17 protein-coding genes are annotated in these 17,204 nt (G+C 69.3%); 9 read left to right on the top strand and 8 right to left on the bottom strand.

The window, feature by feature from the left end:
* Both E0H50_RS08910 and E0H50_RS08905 read left to right on the top strand, forming a co-directional pair.
* Complete coding sequence (locus tag E0H50_RS08910) at nucleotides 1-816, top strand: carbon-nitrogen hydrolase family protein (protein WP_238150852.1); 816 nt, start codon at nucleotides 1-3, stop codon at nucleotides 814-816.
* On the top strand, nucleotides 816-1,892 hold the full coding sequence (locus tag E0H50_RS08905) for an MSMEG_0565 family glycosyltransferase (protein ID WP_131286155.1): 1,077 nt from the start codon (nucleotides 816-818) through the stop codon (nucleotides 1,890-1,892). The genes E0H50_RS08910 and E0H50_RS08905 overlap by 1 nt, the downstream gene beginning before the upstream one ends.
* Here E0H50_RS08905 and E0H50_RS08900 read toward each other — a convergent pair.
* Nucleotides 1,874-2,758, bottom strand: a complete 885-nt coding sequence (locus E0H50_RS08900; protein WP_202868072.1) for a LysR family transcriptional regulator — start codon at nucleotides 2,756-2,758, stop codon at nucleotides 1,874-1,876. The genes E0H50_RS08905 and E0H50_RS08900 overlap by 19 nt on opposite strands.
* Nucleotides 2,759-2,846: 88 nt before the next feature.
* On the opposite strand from E0H50_RS08900, the gene E0H50_RS08895 reads away from it, so the two are divergent.
* Nucleotides 2,847-4,010 carry an MFS transporter gene (locus E0H50_RS08895; RefSeq protein WP_131286154.1) on the top strand — a complete coding sequence of 388 codons (1,164 nt, stop codon included), beginning with the start codon at nucleotides 2,847-2,849 and terminating at the stop codon, nucleotides 4,008-4,010.
* On the opposite strand, the gene E0H50_RS08890 is transcribed toward E0H50_RS08895, so the two are convergent.
* Complete coding sequence (locus tag E0H50_RS08890) at nucleotides 3,984-4,931, bottom strand: R2-like ligand-binding oxidase (protein WP_131286153.1); 948 nt, start codon at nucleotides 4,929-4,931, stop codon at nucleotides 3,984-3,986. The genes E0H50_RS08895 and E0H50_RS08890 overlap by 27 nt on opposite strands.
* The gene (locus E0H50_RS08885) at nucleotides 4,928-5,521 is read right to left on the bottom strand and encodes a TetR/AcrR family transcriptional regulator (protein ID WP_131286152.1); all 594 of its coding nucleotides are present in this window, start codon (nucleotides 5,519-5,521) and stop codon (nucleotides 4,928-4,930) included. Before E0H50_RS08885 ends, E0H50_RS08890 begins: the two co-directional genes overlap by 4 nt.
* A 147-nt stretch (nucleotides 5,522-5,668) precedes the next feature.
* On the opposite strand from E0H50_RS08885, the gene larE reads away from it, so the two are divergent.
* Together larE and E0H50_RS08875 are read left to right on the top strand one after the other, a co-directional pair.
* Nucleotides 5,669-7,144 (top strand): ATP-dependent sacrificial sulfur transferase LarE, encoded by a 1,476-nt coding sequence (larE, locus tag E0H50_RS08880; protein ID WP_202868071.1) that lies wholly within the window; start codon nucleotides 5,669-5,671, stop codon nucleotides 7,142-7,144.
* Between the two features lie 151 nt (nucleotides 7,145-7,295).
* Entirely contained in the window at nucleotides 7,296-7,679 is a 384-nt protein-coding gene (locus E0H50_RS08875) for a cold-shock protein (RefSeq protein WP_131286150.1), read from the top strand.
* Nucleotides 7,680-7,817: 138 nt separating this feature from the next.
* On the opposite strand, the gene E0H50_RS08870 is transcribed toward E0H50_RS08875, so the two are convergent.
* Nucleotides 7,818-8,549, bottom strand: coding sequence for a TetR/AcrR family transcriptional regulator (locus E0H50_RS08870; RefSeq protein WP_165547044.1), 732 nt, complete (start codon nucleotides 8,547-8,549; stop codon nucleotides 7,818-7,820).
* 100 nt (nucleotides 8,550-8,649) lie between these two features.
* Between E0H50_RS08870 and E0H50_RS08865 the strand changes: the two genes are divergently transcribed.
* Nucleotides 8,650-10,203 (top strand): MFS transporter, encoded by a 1,554-nt coding sequence (locus E0H50_RS08865; RefSeq protein WP_131286148.1) that lies wholly within the window; start codon nucleotides 8,650-8,652, stop codon nucleotides 10,201-10,203.
* Between the two features lie 135 nt (nucleotides 10,204-10,338).
* On the opposite strand, the gene E0H50_RS08860 is transcribed toward E0H50_RS08865, so the two are convergent.
* Nucleotides 10,339-12,105: an MFS transporter gene (locus tag E0H50_RS08860; RefSeq protein ID WP_131286147.1), complete on the bottom strand. Its 1,767-nt coding sequence runs from the start codon at nucleotides 12,103-12,105 to the stop codon at nucleotides 10,339-10,341.
* 118 nt (nucleotides 12,106-12,223) lie between these two features.
* On the opposite strand from E0H50_RS08860, the gene E0H50_RS08855 reads away from it, so the two are divergent.
* Nucleotides 12,224-13,006, top strand: coding sequence for a DUF3027 domain-containing protein (locus E0H50_RS08855; RefSeq protein WP_131286146.1), 783 nt, complete (start codon nucleotides 12,224-12,226; stop codon nucleotides 13,004-13,006).
* Between the two features lie 93 nt (nucleotides 13,007-13,099).
* On the opposite strand, the gene E0H50_RS08850 is transcribed toward E0H50_RS08855, so the two are convergent.
* Entirely contained in the window at nucleotides 13,100-13,426 is a 327-nt protein-coding gene (locus E0H50_RS08850) for a DUF2530 domain-containing protein (protein WP_131286145.1), read from the bottom strand.
* Nucleotides 13,427-13,494: 68 nt separating this feature from the next.
* Here E0H50_RS08850 and E0H50_RS08845 point away from each other — a divergent pair, with 68 nt between their 5' ends.
* Nucleotides 13,495-14,967 (top strand): NCS2 family permease, encoded by a 1,473-nt coding sequence (locus E0H50_RS08845; RefSeq protein ID WP_131286144.1) that lies wholly within the window; start codon nucleotides 13,495-13,497, stop codon nucleotides 14,965-14,967.
* A 1-nt stretch (nucleotide 14,968) separates the two neighbouring features.
* Here the strand turns inward: E0H50_RS08845 and E0H50_RS08840 are convergent, their stop codons facing one another.
* Nucleotides 14,969-15,586, bottom strand: coding sequence for a TetR/AcrR family transcriptional regulator (locus E0H50_RS08840; protein WP_202868070.1), 618 nt, complete (start codon nucleotides 15,584-15,586; stop codon nucleotides 14,969-14,971).
* 73 nt (nucleotides 15,587-15,659) lie between these two features.
* Here E0H50_RS08840 and E0H50_RS08835 point away from each other — a divergent pair, with 73 nt between their 5' ends.
* Nucleotides 15,660-16,043 carry a Dabb family protein gene (locus E0H50_RS08835; RefSeq protein WP_131286143.1) on the top strand — a complete coding sequence of 128 codons (384 nt, stop codon included), beginning with the start codon at nucleotides 15,660-15,662 and terminating at the stop codon, nucleotides 16,041-16,043.
* Here E0H50_RS08835 and E0H50_RS08830 read toward each other — a convergent pair.
* Nucleotides 16,040-17,113: a hypothetical protein gene (locus E0H50_RS08830; protein WP_131286142.1), complete on the bottom strand. Its 1,074-nt coding sequence runs from the start codon at nucleotides 17,111-17,113 to the stop codon at nucleotides 16,040-16,042. The genes E0H50_RS08835 and E0H50_RS08830 overlap by 4 nt on opposite strands.
* Nucleotides 17,114-17,204 lie beyond the last annotated feature (91 nt).

Genomic DNA, 17,204 nt, shown 5'->3' with positions numbered 1-17,204 from the left:
GTGCTCAGGATCGGTGCGGTGGCGGCAGGATTCACCCGGGACCTGGAGTTCGACCTGTCCCGGGTGGAGGCGCTGATCCGGCACGGCCACCGCGAGCAGACCCGGCTGCTGGTGCTGCCGGACGCGGCGCTCGGCGGCTACCTGACCGACCTGAGCAGTCCGTCCCAGGAGGACCTGCCGCCGGCGCTGGCACTCGACGATCCGCTGATCGCCAAGGTGATCGCGATGGCCGGCGAGATGGTGGTGTGCTTCGGCTTCTGCGAGGCGGACGGGCCGGACCGCTACAACACCGCGCTGTGCGTCACCGGTGACGGCATCCTCGGCAAGCACCGCAAGGTGCATCAGCCACCGGGCGAACGCGCGATCTATGCCGCCGGCGACGGGTTCGCCGCCTTCGACACCCCGGTCGGCCGGATCGGCATGATGATCGACTACGACAAGACGTTCCCGGAGGCGGCCCGGACGCTGGCCGTCGACGGCGCGGACCTGATCGCGTGCCTGTGCGCGTGGCCGACCAGCATCACCAACCGGGCGCCGCGGATGAACGAGGACCGGCAGTCGCGGCTGTTCGACCTGTACGACCGGTCCCGCGCGGCCGAGAACCAGGTCGTGCTGGTCTCCTCGAACCTGACCGGGTCGATCGGCGGCCTGCGGTTCCTCGGTCAGTCCAAGGTGGTCGGTCCGGGCGGCGACATCGTCGCGCGCACCTGGTCGAAGGCCGGGATCGCGATCGCGGACGTCGACGTACGCGCCGAGATCGAGACGGCCCGCCGCGTCCTGCACCACCTCGACGAACGCCGGCCGGAGGTCTACTGATGCGGATCGCGCTGCTCAGCTACTCGACCAAACCGCGCGGCGGCGTCGTGCACACGCTCTACCTGGCCGAGGCGCTGGCCGCGACCGGCGCCGATGTGACCGTGTGGTCGCTGGCGCGTGGTGGCGACGAAGGGTTCTTCCGGCCGGTCGATCCGCGGGTGAAGGTCTCGCTGGTCCCGTTCCCGGACCGGCCCGGTGAGGAGGTCGGCGCGCGGATCCGGCGGTCGATCGCCGTACTGCGGGATGCCTTCGACGGATCGCCGTACGACGTGGTGCACGCGCAGGACTGCATCAGCGCGAACGCGGCCGGCCGGTGCATCCGCACCGTGCATCATCTCGACCAGTTCACCACCCCGGAGCTGGCCGCCTGTCACGAGCGGGCGATCGTCGAACCGTACGCCCACATCTGCGTGTCCACGGCCGTCGCCGCCGAGCTCCGCACCGGATGGGGGCTCGAGGCAACCGTCATCCCGAACGGAGTGGACGCACCCCGCTTCGCAGCCGCGGCGAGTGATCGGCAGGCCGCGACGGCGGCCCGCGAGCGGTGGCGCTCGCGGCTCGGCCGGTACGTCGTCACGGTCGGCGGGATCGAGCCGCGGAAGGGTTCGCTCGACCTGCTCGAGGCGTACGCCCTGCTCGGCGACCCGGACCTGCAGTTGGTGATCGCCGGTGGCGAGACGCTCTTCGACTACCGCGACTACCGGTCGCGCTGGGAGAAGCGCGCCGCTGAGCTGGGTGTCGCGCCGGTCGTGCTCGGCCCGGTCGACGACGCCGACCTGCCGTCACTGGTCGCGGCCGCCGAGGTGTTCGCGTTCCCCTCCGTCAAAGAGGGGTTCGGCCTGGCGCCGATGGAGGCACTGGCGGCCGGCGTACCGCTCGTCGTCTCCGATCTCCCGGTCTTCCGGGAGATCTTCCGCGACGCCGCGTCGTACGCGACCGGTCCAGAAGACCTGGCCCGCCACCTCCGAGCAGTACCCCGAACCGACCGCGCCGCCCGTGGCCGTGCCCTTGCCGCAACCTACTCCTGGCCGGCCGCAGCAGCCGCCCATCTGGAGTTCTACTCGTCGCGCAGCTGACCGGCGAAGGCCTTCAGGGCCGGAGTGTCCTCACCACGCCGCCAGACCAGGCCCAGCGCGGACTCGGGCAGGCCGCTGATCGGGACGCTGACGATGCCGCGCCACTGACGGTTGTGCTCGGCTGTGGAGCGGCAGACGAGCATCCCGCCGCGGCCGGCCGCGATCAGTGACAGGCCTTCCTGCAGCGTGCGTACCTCGGGACCACGGTGGATCAAGGCGCCCGTGGGAGTCTGGGTCGGCGCCTGCGCCTGGCGCCAGTACCTGGGGGCAGGTCCGTCGATCGCGATCAGCGTCTCGTCGGCCAGCTCTTCCGCGTCGATGGACGCCCGCGCGGCGAGCCGATGGCTTGTGCAGACGGTCAACGTCTGCTGCTGGCGGGAGAAGACGGGGCCCAGCACGAGGTCGTCTTCGGCGACGGGCAGCATGACGACGGCCGCGTCGACCTCACCGCGCCGCAGGGCGCCGAACGGATCGTTGAGTGGGAGCTCGCAGACACCGATCAGGCAGTTCGGGTTGCGGGTCTGGAACTCCGACACCGCACTCAGGACGGTCTGGTTCGCTGCCCCCTGGAAGCCGATCCGAAGCTTGCCCTTCACACTCGCCGCGTACTCGCGGGCGCTCTCGACGACTCGCTCCAGTGCCGCGTACGCCGGCCGCAGCGACGTCAGGAACTCCTTGCCCAACGGGGTCAAGGCCACCCGACGGCTCGTCCGCTCGAACAGCGGTCCGCCGATCCGCCGCTCCAGCGACTGCAGCAGTTGACTGACCCGGCTCTGCGAGAGGTACAGGCGTTCCGCCGTACGGCCGAAGTGCAGTTCGTCGGCGAGGACGAGGAAGCACTCCAGTTCACGGATCTCGACAGCCATGACTCCACGATGATCGATTAGCTCAGCTAATACAAGGATGACCAGATCGCCGTTGTTCCGCACCACCTCGCGGCGGCTCACTGGTGACATGACAACGATCTGCGTCGACCAGCCGGCCACCGACGCGCGGGCCTGGGCCGCCTCCGCGACGATGGCCGCCACCGTCTTCACGGTGGTGACCGCCGAGATGCTCCCGGTCGGCCTGCTCACCCCGATGAGCGACACGCTCCACATCACCGAAGGCACCGCCGGTCTGAGCCTCACCGTCACCGGCATCGTGTCCGCGGTCGCTGCTCCCGTTCTTCCGTTGCTGCTCGGCAAACTGGACCGGAGAACAGTCCTCAGCGGTCTGATGGTCCTCCTCGCCTTCGCTGCGTTCGTCGCCGCAGCAGCCCCGGCCTACTGGATCTTCATGGTCGCGCGCGTTCTGATGGGCGTCTCGATCGGCGGCGTCTGGCTCTTCACGGTCAGCCTCGCCCGTCGCGTCGTACCCGAACACGCCGCCGGGCCGGCCACCTCACTCATCTTCAGCGGCATCGGAATCGCCTCGGTTCTGGGGATTCCGGCCGGTGCGTACGTCGGTGAACTCGTCGGCTGGCGCTGGGCCTTCGCCGGCGTCGGCCTGATCGCGCTCGGGTTGACTGTTGCTCTAGGCATCTTCTTGCCCAGCCTGCCGCCGGAACGCGCGGTCCGGCTGGCGGATGTGCGGGAGGTGCTGCAGCTCAAGCAGGTTCGCGTCGGCCTGGTTCTCGTCGGGCTGATCGTGACAGGCCACTTCGCGGCGTACACCTACGTCCGTCCGCTCCTCGAGCCGCACACCGGCCCGGCGCTGATCGGCACCCTGCTCCTCGCGTACGGCGTGGCCGGTGTCATCGGCAACTTCCTCACCGGCGCCCTCCGCCCGACCCGCGCGCTGACGTTCATCGCCTCCGGTATCGCCCTCACGTCATTGGCCATGCCGACAATAGGTACCACCCTCGCCGGATCCCTTGTCCTGCTGGTGATCTGGGGTCTCGCGTACGGCGGAACGAGTGTCAGCACGCAAGCGTGGGGACACGCGGCGGCGCCCAGTGCCCCCGAATCATCGTCCGCCGTCCTGGTGGGGGTGTACAACGGATCGATCGCACTGGGCGCCTTCACCGGCGGCCAGGTCGCCGACCGTCTCGGTACGACGACGGTCACCTGGCTTCCCGCAGTACTGGCGACTGCGGCGCTCGTCGTCCTGCTAGCGAACCGCAGCCAGCGCGGCTGAGTCCTCGTCGCCGAAGTCGTCCTCGAGCTTCTCGGGGGAGTAGTCGAGATCGATCCCGGCCACGTCGGCGCCGACGGCCGACTCGATCGCGCCGAGCCGGCGCGTCGCGCGATCGCCGGCGTACGTCATCAAGGCGGTCGGGTTGATCTCCGGCGGCAGCTCTTGCGAGTTGTCGAGCGCCCACTGGATCTGCGTCAGCGCGTGCGGGAGGAGCTCCTCCATCGTGTCGGTGACGACCTTCCAGTTCGAGGCGTCCGCGGCGACATGCCGGCGGCAGGTGAACGTGCCCCAGGCCATGTGCCGCCGCTCGTCGTCGCCGATCCGGCGGATCAGCTCCTGCATCCCGGGCAGTACGCCGCGCGCCGTGCAGAGCAGGTTCCAGGCGTGGTACCCGGTGAGCGCCAGAGTCCCTTCCACCACGTGGTTGTAGGTCACCGACGCGCGGACCTGGTTGGCCGGTGACGGATCGCCGGCGAGCGACTTGAGCGCGACGGGCAGCGCCTCGTAGAAGATCGCGCGGTACCCCGGGTTGTTCTCGACGTACCGGTGCAGGTCCTCGGTGACGCCGACGGCGTCCAGCCACAGCCGGAAGACCGCGGTGTGCTTGGCCTCCTCGAAGCAGAACTGGGTCAGGTACATCTCGTCGCCGAACCGCCCCTCGGCGGCCATCGCCTGCAGGAACGGCTGCAGGTCCTCGGTCACCGCCTCCTCGCCCGCGATGAACTGCGAGCAGAGCAGCAACGCGTTGTCCTTGTCGTTGTCGCTCAGCTCCTGCCAGTCCTTGGCGTCCTGGCTGAAATCGATGTCGCGCGGATTCCAGAACTTGCGGTTGCCCTTGTCGAAGAGCCGCAACGGGAGCGCGTCCCAGTTGAGTCCGCCGGCCTTGAGCGAGCTGAAACCCTGCCTGTGCAGTTCGTTCATACGTGCAACCTCCGAGATTCAGCAAGGAAGGGGGAGAGGACGCGAGCCAGCTGCGCCGCCACCACGGCCGGGGGAGGGCCCGGCGTGACGATGTGGCTGATGACGACGCGCAAGGCGACGTCGACGCAGCTGGTCGCGTCCTCTGCGGGAACCTCCGGCCAGTGCTCCCTGACATGGGCATCCAGCCGAAGGTGTGCCAGTTCCAGCACCTGCTGCCCCCGTGTCGTCAGCAGCTGGCTGGCCTGGTCCGATCCCGGCTGGCCCAGCGCAGCCTTCACCAGCGGGTTCTCCCCGGCCAGCGTGAGCGCCCGCTCGACCGCGGCCCGCAGGCCGTCGATCGGGTCGGTCTGCTCGGCGAGCGCGCCGTTCACATCCAGCAGGAACCGCTCGGTCTCGCGTGCCGCGACGGCCTCCAGTACGCCCCACTTGTCGCCGAACTCGTTGTAGACGGTCTGCCGGGACACCCCGGTCCGACGAGCCACCTCGGCCATCCGAAGCCCGTCGTACCCACCTGTTTCGATGGCGTCCTGCGCAGCGTCCAGCAACTCGTCCCGCAGCCGGCGCTTGGTTCGATCGGCAAACGAGTCCATGGGGACGAGGGTTTACAGAACTGCTCCGGATGTCAAGTGCTCGGACATCGTGTCTTCAGCTGTCAAGTGCGGAGAAGTGCGATGCCTCGCCGTCCCTGTTTCGGGATGCGAGATCGGTCGGCGGGCGGGTCACGTAGGGTTGGGGACGTGTCAACCGCCGCTCTTGAACCCGCTCCCGATACCGCCGACGTTCCGGAACTGGTGGTCGGATTCGACCTGGACATGACGCTGATCGACTCCCGGCCCGGGATCCAGGCCGTCTGGGATCTGCTGGCCGCGGAGACCGGCGTACCGATCGACACCGACCTGGTCGTGAGCCGGCTCGGCCCGCCGCTGACCTGGGAGATGGCGAACTGGTTCCCGCCCGAGCAGGTCGACGCGATGGTCGCGCGGTACCGCGAGCACTACCCGTCGCACGCGATCACGGGCAGCCTGCCGCTGCCGGGAGTGGCCGAGTCGCTGGCCGCGATCCGGGCGTTGCGCGGGCGGACGATGGTCGTCTCGGCGAAGTACACCCCGTCGGTCCGGCTGCACCTGGAGCACCTCGGCCTGGACGTCGACGAGCCGGTCGGCGACCTGCACGGCGCCGAGAAGGGTACGGCGCTGCGCGAGCACCAGGCCACGATCTACGTCGGCGACCACACGGCCGACATCGACGGAGCGCACGCGGCCGGTGCGGTCGCGGTGTCGGTCGCGACCGGCCCGTTCACCGCGGACGAGTTGCGCGCGTACGGCGCCGACGTCGTCCTGAACGACCTGACCGAGTTCCCGGCCTGGCTCGACGAGTACGTGCTCGGGCAGCGGCTGGAAGCGCTGATGCGGCGGCTGTCGACGTACGACAAGATGGTGGTCGCGTTCAGCGGTGGCGCCGACTCGGCGTTCCTGCTCGCGGCGGCCGCGCGGGCGATCGGCCCGGCCAACGTCGTCGCGGCAACGGCGATCTCGCCGTCGCTTCCGGCGGCCGAGCTCGAGCCGGCGGCGCGGTTCGCCGACACCATCGGCGTACGGCATGTCACGCCGCACACGCACGAGATGGAGCGCGAGGGGTACCAGGCGAACTCCGGTGCCCGGTGCTACTTCTGCAAGGCCGAGCTGGTCGAGACGCTGCAGCCGATCGCGGACGAGTTCGGGATCACCGCGATCGCGACCGGGACGAACGCCGACGACGCGATCGCCGGGTTCCGGCCGGGGATCCGGGCCGCCTTCGAGCGCGGCGCGCTGACGCCGCTGAAGGACGCCCGGCTGACCAAGGCGCAGATCCGTACGGCGTCGCGCAGCTGGGGACTCGAGACGTCGGACAAGCCGGCCGCGGCGTGCCTGTCCAGCCGGATCGCGTACGGCATCCGGATCACGCCGAACCTGCTCGCGCGTGTCGATCGCGCCGAGCAGGCGGTCCGTTCGCGACTGACGGCGTACGGCGTCCAGAACGTGCGGGTCCGGGACCTCGGGGACAGCGCCTCGATCGAGATCGACGCGGCGCTGCTGGACCAGGTGGATCAGGACTCGCTGGTGAATGCGGTCATGGCCGAAGGGTTCCCGGCCGCGCGCGTGGACCCGCGCGGGTTCCGGTCCGGATCGATGAACGAACGGTTGCCGGAGCCCGAAAAGTACCGGAACTTGTAAGGGGTGCGGGAAGTCTGCCGGTTCAGGTAGTTTCCCGGAGGCGCCGCCGCGCCGGTTCACGTACGCTGGGTTTTCAACCGGGTCCCGCGGGACCCGGTTGCTTCCGAATGCTTGACGACCGCTGTGCTTGATTGTGAAGAAGAGGTCTCCCGTGCCCGTTGGCAAGGTGAAGTGGTATGACTCCGAGAAGGGGTTCGGATTCCTCAGCAAGGAGGAGGGTGGGGACGTCTACGTCCGCGCCGAGGCCTTGCCGTCGGGTGTCACCAACCTGAAGCCGGGCCAGAAGGTCGAGTTCGGTGTCGTCGAGGGACGCAAGGGCGAGCAGGCCCTCCAGGTCCGGCTGATCGACCCGCCGCCGTCGGTGGCGAAGGCGATGCGGCCGAAGCCCGAGGACATGCAGGTCGTGATCGAGGACCTGATCAAACTCCTCGACCGCCTCGGCGAGGGCTACCGCCGCGGCCGCCAGCCCGACAACAAGTCCGCCCGCCAGGTAGCAACGGTCCTCCGAGGCGTAGCCGACAAACTCGACATCTGACCCACCCCCCGTCCCCATTTGCCTGGCTGACCCACCAATTTGCCTGGCTGACCCACCAAGTGCGGGGTTCTGGACCCTGGTCAAGGGTCACGAACCCCCGACTTGGTGGGTGGACCAGGCAAATGCGGCGAGGGGGAGTCAGGTGGTTCGGGTGTGGGTGATGCGGGTGGCGATGCCGTCGAGGACGGTGGTGAGGCCGAAGCCGAATTCGGCGGCGTCGAAGTCGCCGGCGTAGCCCTCGTCGAGGGGCTGTTCGAGGGTGGCGGCGATCCCGGGGAAGCGGTCCGGGGTCGCGAGCATCGTCAGGCGCTCGGTGTAGAGCCGGTCGGCCTCGCGGACCTCGTCCGGTTCGGTGCGCATGTTGGCGGTGAGTTGCGCCGTACCGCGGACGTAGATGTTCACCAGCAGCATCGCGGACAGCCGGTCCTGCGGCGTGAGCGGCGTACCGTCGAACGCGTCCAGCCCGGACTCCATCCAGGCCAGCTGGTTCGGTGACAGCGGCGGCTCCTGGATCGGGATCTGCAGGATCCACGGGTGCCGGCGCAGCCCGTCGCGGAACGCCTCGGCCCAGGCGGTGATCCGGCCGCGCCAGTCGAGTTCCGGGTCCAGGACCGGCGGCTCGGCGAAGGCGTGCTCGAGCATCACGACGTACAGGTCGTCCTTGGCGTCGACGTACCGGTAGAGCGACATCGTGGTGAAGCCGAGCTCGGCCGCCACCTTGCTCATCGAGACCGCGCCCAGCCCGCCCGCGTCGGCCAGCTTGATCGCGGCCCGCGCGATGTCGCTGATGTGGAACGCCGGCTTCGGCCCCGGGCGGCTCCGCCCCTCGATCCCCCAGAGCTGCTGCAACACCCTCGGTAGCTCTTCCATGTGATCCATCCTATCTGTTTACAGCATAGACAGTCATGTGTATGGTCTGTGTATGGCGCACACAGTGTGCGGCGTAGACAGATAACTCCGGAGGGGTGTCATGGGTTCGACAGAACGGGCGGGACGCAAGGAGTGGATCGCGCTCGGCGTGCTCGCGCTGCCGCTGCTGCTGGTCTCGATGGACGTGTCGGTGCTGTACTTCGCGGTTCCGTTCATCAGCGCGGACCTCGGCGTGAACGCGACCGAGCAGCTGTGGATCTTCGACATCTACGGCTTCGTCCTGGCCGGCCTGCTGATCACCATGGGCTCGCTCGGCGACCGGATCGGCCGCCGCCGGCTGCTGCTGTTCGGCGCGATCGGGTTCGGGGTCGCGTCGGTCGCGGCGGCGTACGCACAGAACCCGGAGCAGCTGATCGCGGCCCGCGCGCTGCTCGGGATCGGCGGCGCGACCCTGATGCCGTCGACCCTGGCGCTGATCCGGAACATGTTCCACGACCCGAAGCAGCGGTCGAAGGCGATCGCGTTCTGGAGCGCGGTGATGATGGGCGGGATCACCCTCGGTCCGGTGCTCGGCGGGTTCCTGCTGGAGCACTTCTGGTGGGGTTCGGTGTTCCTGATCAACACCCCCGCGATGGTTCTGCTGGTCGTCCTCGCGCCGGTGCTGCTGCCGGAGTTCAAGGCCGCGGTGCGCGGACGGTTCGACCTGCTGGGTTCGGTGCTGTCGCTGGCCGCCGTACTGCCGGTGATCTGGGGGATCAAGGAGCTGGCGGCGCACGGTATGGCGGCGCTCCCGGTGGTGGCGATCGTGGCCGGGCTGGTGTTCGGGGTGCTGTTCGTCCAGCGGCAGCGGACCGCCGCGCACCCGATGGTCGACCTGTCGATGTTCCGGAACCGCGCGTTCAGCGGGTCGCTGGCGGCGAACACCATCGGGACCCTGGCGCTGGTGGGCAACGCGGTCTTCCTGACCCAGTACCTGCAGTTGGTGCATGGGCTTTCGCCCTTGAAGGCTGCGTTGTGGTCGCTTGCCCCGTCGGTGCTGGTCGGTGGCGCGGCTCCGTTGGCCACTGCACTCGCTGGGAAGCTGGACCGGGCGTACGTGATCGGCGGAGCCTTCGTCCTCGCGGCGTCGGGGTACGGCGTACTCACCCAGGTGCACGTCGACTCGTCGCTGGCGGTGCCGCTCGCCGGTGCCGGTCTGCTGGCCGCCGGTCTGGTGATGGTGATGACTCTGGTGACCGAGGCCGTTGTCGGTTCGGTGGCGCCGGAACGCGCCGGCTCGGCGTCCGCGGTGATGGAGACCTGCGCGGAGTTGGGCGGCGCTCTCGGGATCGCGGTGCTGGGATCGATCGGTACTGCGGTCTACCGCGCCGACGTCCCGTCGAATCTGCCGGCCGGCATCGCAGCTCCTGTCCGCGAAGGCCTGCCGGCGGCGACTGCCGCAGCCGCCCACCTGCCCGCGCAGTTGGCCGACACCGTCCTGGCCACCGCTCGCCACGCCTTCACCCACAGCATGAACGTCGTCGCCCTGGTCGGCGCGATCCTCCTGCTCACCACCGCGGTAGCCGCCACCCTCACCCTCCGCGGCGCCACCCACACCACCGCCCCGGCCGAAGCCCCCACCCCCGAGGAGGCCGACCTAGCCCCCACAGCCTGAACCCGTTCCCTCCACAAGAGGTCAGCCGCAAAGCCCCCATCTCAGGGGTCTACCTCCGAGATGGTGGGTTTGCGGCCGGTATGCGGTGGGCCAACCCGCCATCTCGTGGGTCAACCCATGAGATGACGGACCGCGTTAGCGGGGTGGGTGGCGTGGGGGGTCGCCGGGGCGGCGTTTGAAGGGGTGGTTCCGGTTGCGTTCGACGGTTGGTTCTTCGGACCAGGGGGTCGGGTTCTCGCCGGTGTCCTCGTCGTCGGTCTGGCCGCTCCACCAGCGGCCCATCGGCTGCTCGGGTGGCGGTTTCTGATCCGCGGAGCGCCATTCGACCGTGGGCTCGTCGTGCGAGCTCGAACGGCGCCGGCGGTTCGCGCGCTGCTCGGCGACGCTGAGGATCGTCCGGGTGGTGCTCTCCGGGTGCTCGTCGCCCGCCGGGTGCCGGTGCTCCGCCGGGTGCCCGTGGTCGGGGCGGGGTCCGCCGAGGCCGCCCGGGCGCAACGTCTCCGGGGTCGGGCGGTGGCTCGGGCGCATCCGCAGTACGAGGAAGACAACGATCAGCAGCACGCCCGCGAGGAACCCGAACCCGAGGCGCGGGATCAGCGGCAGCACGATCCCGCAGCCACCGCCGAGCACCCACGCGAGCTGCAGCACCGTCTCCGATCGCGCGAACACCGACGTCCGCACGGACTCCGGCACGTCGCGCTGGATCATCGCGTCCAGCGACAGCTTGCCGAGCGAGCTGCACAGTCCCGCGACGAGGCCGAGCGCGATCAGGATCGGCAGGCCGTACAGCACCGCGACAGCGATCGCGACGGTCGCGTCGGCGAGCAGCACCGCGAGTACGACCGCCTCCGGTTTTCGTGCCCTGAGCAACGATCCGAGAAGGGTGCCGAGACTGTTCCCGATACCGGCCGCGGCGATCACCGCACCGGCCGCGACAGCGCCCTTGACCCCGCTGATCGGCTGGTCGCGGAGCAGGAACGCCAAGTACATGGTCAGGAATCCGGACACGAACCGCAGTCCCAGGTTGCACCGGATCCCGCGCGCCACCGCGGCGGTGATCGCGCGCCGGCGCGCGTCCCGTCCCGCCGTACCCGTCACTTCTTCGTCGGCGGGGGAGTCGACCGCGGACGGCAGCCGGATCGCGAGCACCAGGCCGACGATGTACACGAGCGCGGCCCAGCGCAGCGACCACTGCGGCCCGATCGCGGCGAACGCCCCGGCGATCCCGGCGCCGACGGTCGCGCCCGCGACGCCCGCGAGCGAGATCCGGGAGTTGGCCGTGACGAGCGTGATCTGTTTGGGCAGCAGCCGCGGTACGGCGGAGGCGCGCGTCACGCCGTACGCCTTGGACGCGACCAGGCAGCCGAGGGCTGCCGGGTACAGCCAGGCGGAGCCCTGGCCGGAGATCGACGACGCCAGGCTCCAGACCAGGAACGCGCGGGCGCCGAGGGTCGCGCCGATCGCCCAGCGGCGACCGTGCCGGAACCGGTCGAGGAGCGGGCCGATCAGCGGCGCCATCAAGGCGAACGGCGCCATCGTCAGCAGTAGGAACAGCGCCACCCGGTCGCGGGCCTGGTCGCTCGGCACGGTGAAGAACACCGTGCCGGCCAGCGAGACCGCGAACGCCGTGTCGCCCGCCGCGTTCACCGCACCGAGCTCGATCAGGCGCGACAGGCCGGATTCGCCGGCGCCTTGGGCGCTGGTCAGGCCGCGGATCCGGCGCCCGGTCGCCCGCCCGACCTTGCCACTGACCTCAGCGGCCTTCTTGGACGCCGACGCCACGCCCTCGGCGCCGACCTTCGAGGCGTGCCCGACCTTCTTGCCGGCAGTCCCCATCCGCGCCCGGGCGTCACTCAGCCGCTCGCGTTTGCCGCCGGAGGCGTTCGGGTCGGGGGGATGCATGAAACCATCCTGCCTCTTCCCGGGGACAGACCACAGGCACCGCGCGTACGGGCGCCTGATCGCGGGCGGGTCGACGGCGGTTCGGCGTACGGCGAGGGGCGTGCGAGAATGGGCGATTGTGACTCCCGTCAAAAGCCCCGAACCGGTACGCGCGAAGCCCGACGCCGTCTGCGTCGCGGCGGTCGAACCGGCGCGCGAGGCCGCGATCGCCGAGGCCGGCGCCGCGCAGGTCGGGGAGCACCTCGGTCATCTGGTCGAGGGTGAGCGCCTCGTCACCCACTACTTCGCCTCCACCCACCCCGGGTACCGCGGCTGGCGCTGGGCCGTCACGCTGACCCGTGCGTCGCGGGCCAAGACCGTCACGGTCAACGAGGTCGTGATGCTGCCCGGCGACGAGGCCGTCGTCGCGCCCGAGTGGGTCCCGTGGTCGGAACGCGTCCAGCCCGGCGACCTCCGCCCCGGCGACCTGTTCCCGACGCACGCCGACGACCCGCGTCTCGAACCCGGGTTCACCGACACCGCCGACGCGCCGGAGGACGTGCTCTCGGTGGTCGAGGAGCTCGGCCTCGGGCGCGAGCGCGTGCTCTCGCCGTTCGGGCGTGAAGAGGCGGCGGAACGCTGGTACGGCGGGGAGTTCGGGCCGGCGTCCGCGATCGCCCAGGCCGTTCCGTACAAGTGCTACTCGTGCGGCTACTGGATCCGCCTCGCCGACAGCCTCGGCCAGGCGTTCGGCGTCTGCGCCAATGAGATGGCCCCCGGCGAGGCCCGCGTGGTTGCCTACGACTACGGCTGCGGCGCCCACTCCGACGCCACCATCGACCTGGCCGAGCCCCCCACCCCCGACCACGCCTTCGACACAACGGGCTACGACACCCTCAACCTAACCCCCACTGAGGACTGAGCCGCAGCTGGGCGTTGCACACCCCGCGGGCCCGTTGAACAGGTTGTTACCTGTGCAGCGGCACCGGAGGGTGTTCGCCGGGGCCGGTGAGGGTCAGTCTTCGGTGGCGGAGCGGTGGCCTGCTTGGATGGCGGTCCAGCGGCGTTTGCAGTACCAGAGGCCGATCAGGCCGAGGCCGAAGCCGGCGACGGGAACCCAGAGCCACCAGTCGAGGCCGTCGGCCTCGAGGCGGTTGCGGAAGACGAGCAGGACGACGAACGCGACCGCCCAGATGGCGATGCCGGTGATCACGCTGGGGATGCCGGACAGGTCGAGCGGCTTGACCTCGGCGTGCACCAGTTCGCCGCGCGCGAGTTGGCTGGTCGGGTCGGTGCGCTTCTTGTCCGTGCGCTCCTTGGCCGGCTCCTGCTCCTCAGTCACATCACTACATTAGCTTCGTTTCCCATTAGTGCTCGCAACTGCCCGGTAGGAACTGGCACGATGCGATCATGAGCTCGCCCCAGGCCGCGATGGCCCGCTCCGGTTCCGGCCCTCTGGACTCGTTCTTCAAGATCAGCCAGCGCGGCTCCACCCTCGGCCGGGAGGTCCGCGGCGGGCTGGTCACGTTCTTCACGATGGCCTACATCGTCGTCCTGAACCCGCTGATCATCGGCACCGTCAAGGACGGCACCGGCCAGTTCGTCGGCGGCGGCACCGACCCGGCGGCGTCGATCGCGAAGATCGCGGTCGCGACCGCGCTGGTGGCCGGCGTGGTGACGATCCTGATGGGCCTGGTCGCGAACTTCCCGCTCGCGCTCGCCACCGGCCTCGGCCTGAACGCGTTCGTCGCGTTCTCGATCGCGACCAAGATGACCTGGGCGGACGCGATGGGCCTGGTGGTCCTCGAGGGCCTGGTCATTCTGATCCTGGTGCTCACCGGCTTCCGGAAAGCGGTATTCGAGGCCGTACCGCTGCAGCTGAAGGTCGCGATCAGCGTCGGCATCGGCCTGTTCATCGCGTTCATCGGCGTGGTCGACGCGGGCTTCGTACGCCGTCCCGCGGCGCTCAGTGGCCCGCCGGTCGAACTCGGTGTCGGCGGCAACCTCCGCGGCTGGCCGGTACTGGTGTTCGTGGTCGGCCTGATCCTGATGGTGGCGCTGTACGCCCGGAAGGTGAAGGGCGCGATCCTGATCGGCATCCTGGCCGCGACCGTGGTGGCGATCCTGATCGAGTCGATCGCGAACATCGGCGCCCGCACCGACAAGAACCCGGGCGGCTGGGGCCTGAGCGTGCCGAAGCTGCCGGACCAGTGGTTCACGACACCGAACCTGGACACGATCGGCGAGTTCAACCTGTTTGGGTCGTTCGAGAAGGTCGGGGTGGTGTCGGCGCTGCTGCTGATCTTCACGCTGATGCTCGCCGACTTCTTCGACACGATGGGCACGATGACCGCGATCGGCGCGGAGGCGGGCCTGAACGACAAGAACGGCATCCCGCCGAACTCGCAGCGGATCCTGATCGTGGACAGTGTCGCGGCGGCCGCCGGTGGCGCTGCGTCCGTCTCGAGCAATACGTCGTACATCGAGTCGGCCTCCGGGGTCGGCGAGGGCGCGCGGACCGGGCTGGCGAGTGTGGTGACCGGGATCTGCTTCCTGATCTCGATGGTGGTCGCGCCGCTGGTGACGCTGATCCCGTACGAGGCCGCGACGCCGGCGCTGATCCTGGTCGGGTTCCTGATGATGACGCAGGTGAAGGGGATCGACTTCGACGATCTCGAGGTCGCGTTCCCGGCGTTCCTGACGATCGTGCTGATGCCGTTCACGTACTCGATCTCGGCCGGTATCGGCGCCGGTTTCGTCTCGTACGCGATCCTCAAGACCGTCCGCGGCAAGGCCCGCCAGGTGCACCCGCTGATGTGGGTCGTCGCCGCCCTGTTCGTCGTCTACTTCGCGATCGGCCCGCTGACCGACTGGCTCACCTGAGTCATCTGACGCCGAAGGCACGCAGAAACGTCTGTACGGCGTTCTGCGTGACCTCGGCCAGTTCGTTGAACGGGATCTTGCGGGTGCCGAGGCGGGACCGCGCGTCGAACGGCGCGGTCAGGAGCGCGCCGAACTGTTCCGCCGCGACCGCGGGGTCGGACAGTCGCAGGTGCCCGGCCAGCGCGAGCCGGGCCAGCCGGTCGGCGAGGGCGTCGTTGACCTTGTCGGTCGCGCGTTCCCGCACGATGTCCTGCAGTTCGGGCATGCTCCCGAGCTCGGCCTGCAGCAGCCGGCGGACCGCCCACGACTTCTCGTCGCAGTAGCACTTGGCGAGCTTGAGGCCGACCTCGGTCAGCGCCTCGACCGGGTCACGTTCCGGGCGCAACGTCTCGATCGCCGCGAGGTTGCGGGCGAGGGCGTCGTCCGCGAGCGCGGCGACGGCTGCCCGGAACAGCGACTGCTTGTCGCCGAAGTGGTTGTAGATCGTGTGCTTCGCGACCCCGGCGGTGGCCGCGACCGTGTCGACGCTCGCCGCCCGGTAGCCGTCCCGCGCGAAGACCGTGAAGGCCGCCTCCAGGATCGCCTGGCGTTTGTCGATGCGTCCGCGCGTGCCTGTCACCCGGACAGGGTAGCTGGATAGACTCAGTCGTCCTATAAACTGCACTCACCAGTGCATTCTTTTAGGAGGTCTCATGTTTGTGAACGTACTGCGGTTCCGGTTCAAGGCAGGTGTCAGTGCCGACGAGCAGGCGGAGGTGCTGGCCGCGATGCGGCGTACGGCGGCGATGGACTCGACCGCGTTCGGGGTCGTCGGGGCGGATCTGGGCGATCCGGCCGACGGGTTCACGCACGCGTATCTGGCCGCGATCCCGGACCTCGAGTCGTTCAAGCGCTACACCTGGGATCCGGTGCACCTGGCCGGCGACGACGTCATCCTGGACAGGCTCGAGAAGATGAGCGCGGTCCGCTTCAGTGACGACGACCCCGAGGTCGGCCGGGCGATGTACGCCGAGGTCGCGCGGAAGAGCGCCGAGTACCCGGAATGGTCGCGCCGCGTCGACGAGTTGTTCGCCTAAGTGGTACGCCGAAGTTCGAGGTACTCGGCCCTGGCGGTGAAGAGTTCGCGGAGTTCGTTGCTGACGTGGTCGAGGAATTCGGTGCGGTACGTCGAGTCCGTGAGCAGCGCGATCGAGTAGTAGAGCCCGGTGAAGTTCGCGATGCCGACGGCGACCTTGATCAGGGAGGCGCTGAGGACGAGCGGATGGTTCAGCAGTTCGACGTGGTACGACCACGAGCCGGCGTCGACGCCCCACTGCCGGTAGATGTGTTCGCTGATCGCGAGCATGCCGAAGGCAACGAAGAACAGGCCGACGCCGGCGCTCACCACGAGGACCTGCATCCACTGCCGGATCACCAGGCTCACGCTGACGTTGAAGCGCTGGCTCCGGCTCAGCGGCGGGCCCGAGCCGGCGGTGCGCTCGATCGCGTCCACCTCCAGCGGCAGCCGGATCAGCAGGAACACGGTGCTCAGCAGCGTGAACGCGATCACGGAGAAGACGATGAAGGCCGCGGGCATCCACGCGAACACCTGCCACATGTCCGCGGTCATGAACAGCACCAGCGAGAAGACCAGCAAAAGCGGCAACGCCCGGACGAAGCTGGCGACCGAGTTGGCCAGCTCGCGCGCCAACTGGCGCACTCCCCAGACCACGGTGGCGATGAAGCCGTAGCCGACCACGACGTACACCAGTCCGACCAGCAGCAAGTTGCCGAAGGCCACACCGAAGAACTGCTTGACCTGGCCTTGCGTGACGACGGGGAGCAACGCCGGTAGCAGGACGAACACCGCCAGCTCCGGGGTCCCGAAGCGGGTCGGCAGCGAACCGAACGGCCGTCCGCGCAACCCGTTGAGCAGGCCGAACCCGGCGATCAGTGCGAGCAGACCGCCGATCGCGGCCAGCAGATTCTGCCACCAGTCCCATTCGAGTGAGGTGGCGCCGAGCATCTCGGCCAGGAACACCAGCACCAGCAGTGGCGCCGCCCGCGTGAAGATGTCGTGCGTCGGCGAGAAGTCCTCGATGAACAGCGGCAGTCCCGCCCGCCGGAACCTCTGCTCGTACCGCTCCAGCTCGGCCGTCGTCCCCATGACCGCGAACTCTATCGGCCGTCCGCGCCGGGGGAATACCAGCTGGCGGTCCAACGTTTTTAGTTAGCAAAGGTAATGAGTTAAGGTAAAG

Origin of the sequence: Kribbella sindirgiensis (genome assembly GCF_004331435.1) — a bacterium.
Lineage (GTDB): Bacteria > Actinomycetota > Actinomycetes > Propionibacteriales > Kribbellaceae > Kribbella > Kribbella sindirgiensis.
The sequence above is the reverse complement of the archived record's forward strand: the minus strand, read 5'-3'. Positions and strand labels throughout refer to the sequence as shown.

Excerpts from the sequence above, each read along its gene's own strand:
- E0H50_RS08860 (WP_131286147.1), bottom strand. The coding sequence starts at position 12,105 with ATGCATCCCCCCGACCCGAACGCCTCCGGCGGCAAACGCGAGCGGCTG.
- E0H50_RS08885 (WP_131286152.1), bottom strand. The coding sequence starts at position 5,521 with ATGGACTCGTTTGCCGATCGAACCAAGCGCCGGCTGCGGGACGAGTTG.
- E0H50_RS08900 (WP_202868072.1), bottom strand. The coding sequence starts at position 2,758 with ATGGCTGTCGAGATCCGTGAACTGGAGTGCTTCCTCGTCCTCGCCGAC.
- E0H50_RS08835 (WP_131286143.1), top strand. The coding sequence starts at position 15,660 with ATGTTTGTGAACGTACTGCGGTTCCGGTTCAAGGCAGGTGTCAGTGCC.
- E0H50_RS08865 (WP_131286148.1), top strand. The coding sequence starts at position 8,650 with ATGGGTTCGACAGAACGGGCGGGACGCAAGGAGTGGATCGCGCTCGGC.
- E0H50_RS08895 (WP_131286154.1), top strand. The coding sequence starts at position 2,847 with ATGACAACGATCTGCGTCGACCAGCCGGCCACCGACGCGCGGGCCTGG.
- E0H50_RS08845 (WP_131286144.1), top strand. The coding sequence starts at position 13,495 with ATGAGCTCGCCCCAGGCCGCGATGGCCCGCTCCGGTTCCGGCCCTCTG.
- E0H50_RS08870 (WP_165547044.1), bottom strand. The coding sequence starts at position 8,549 with ATGGAAGAGCTACCGAGGGTGTTGCAGCAGCTCTGGGGGATCGAGGGG.
- E0H50_RS08890 (WP_131286153.1), bottom strand. The coding sequence starts at position 4,931 with ATGAACGAACTGCACAGGCAGGGTTTCAGCTCGCTCAAGGCCGGCGGA.
- E0H50_RS08905 (WP_131286155.1), top strand. The coding sequence starts at position 816 with ATGCGGATCGCGCTGCTCAGCTACTCGACCAAACCGCGCGGCGGCGTC.
- E0H50_RS08830 (WP_131286142.1), bottom strand. The coding sequence starts at position 17,113 with ATGGGGACGACGGCCGAGCTGGAGCGGTACGAGCAGAGGTTCCGGCGG.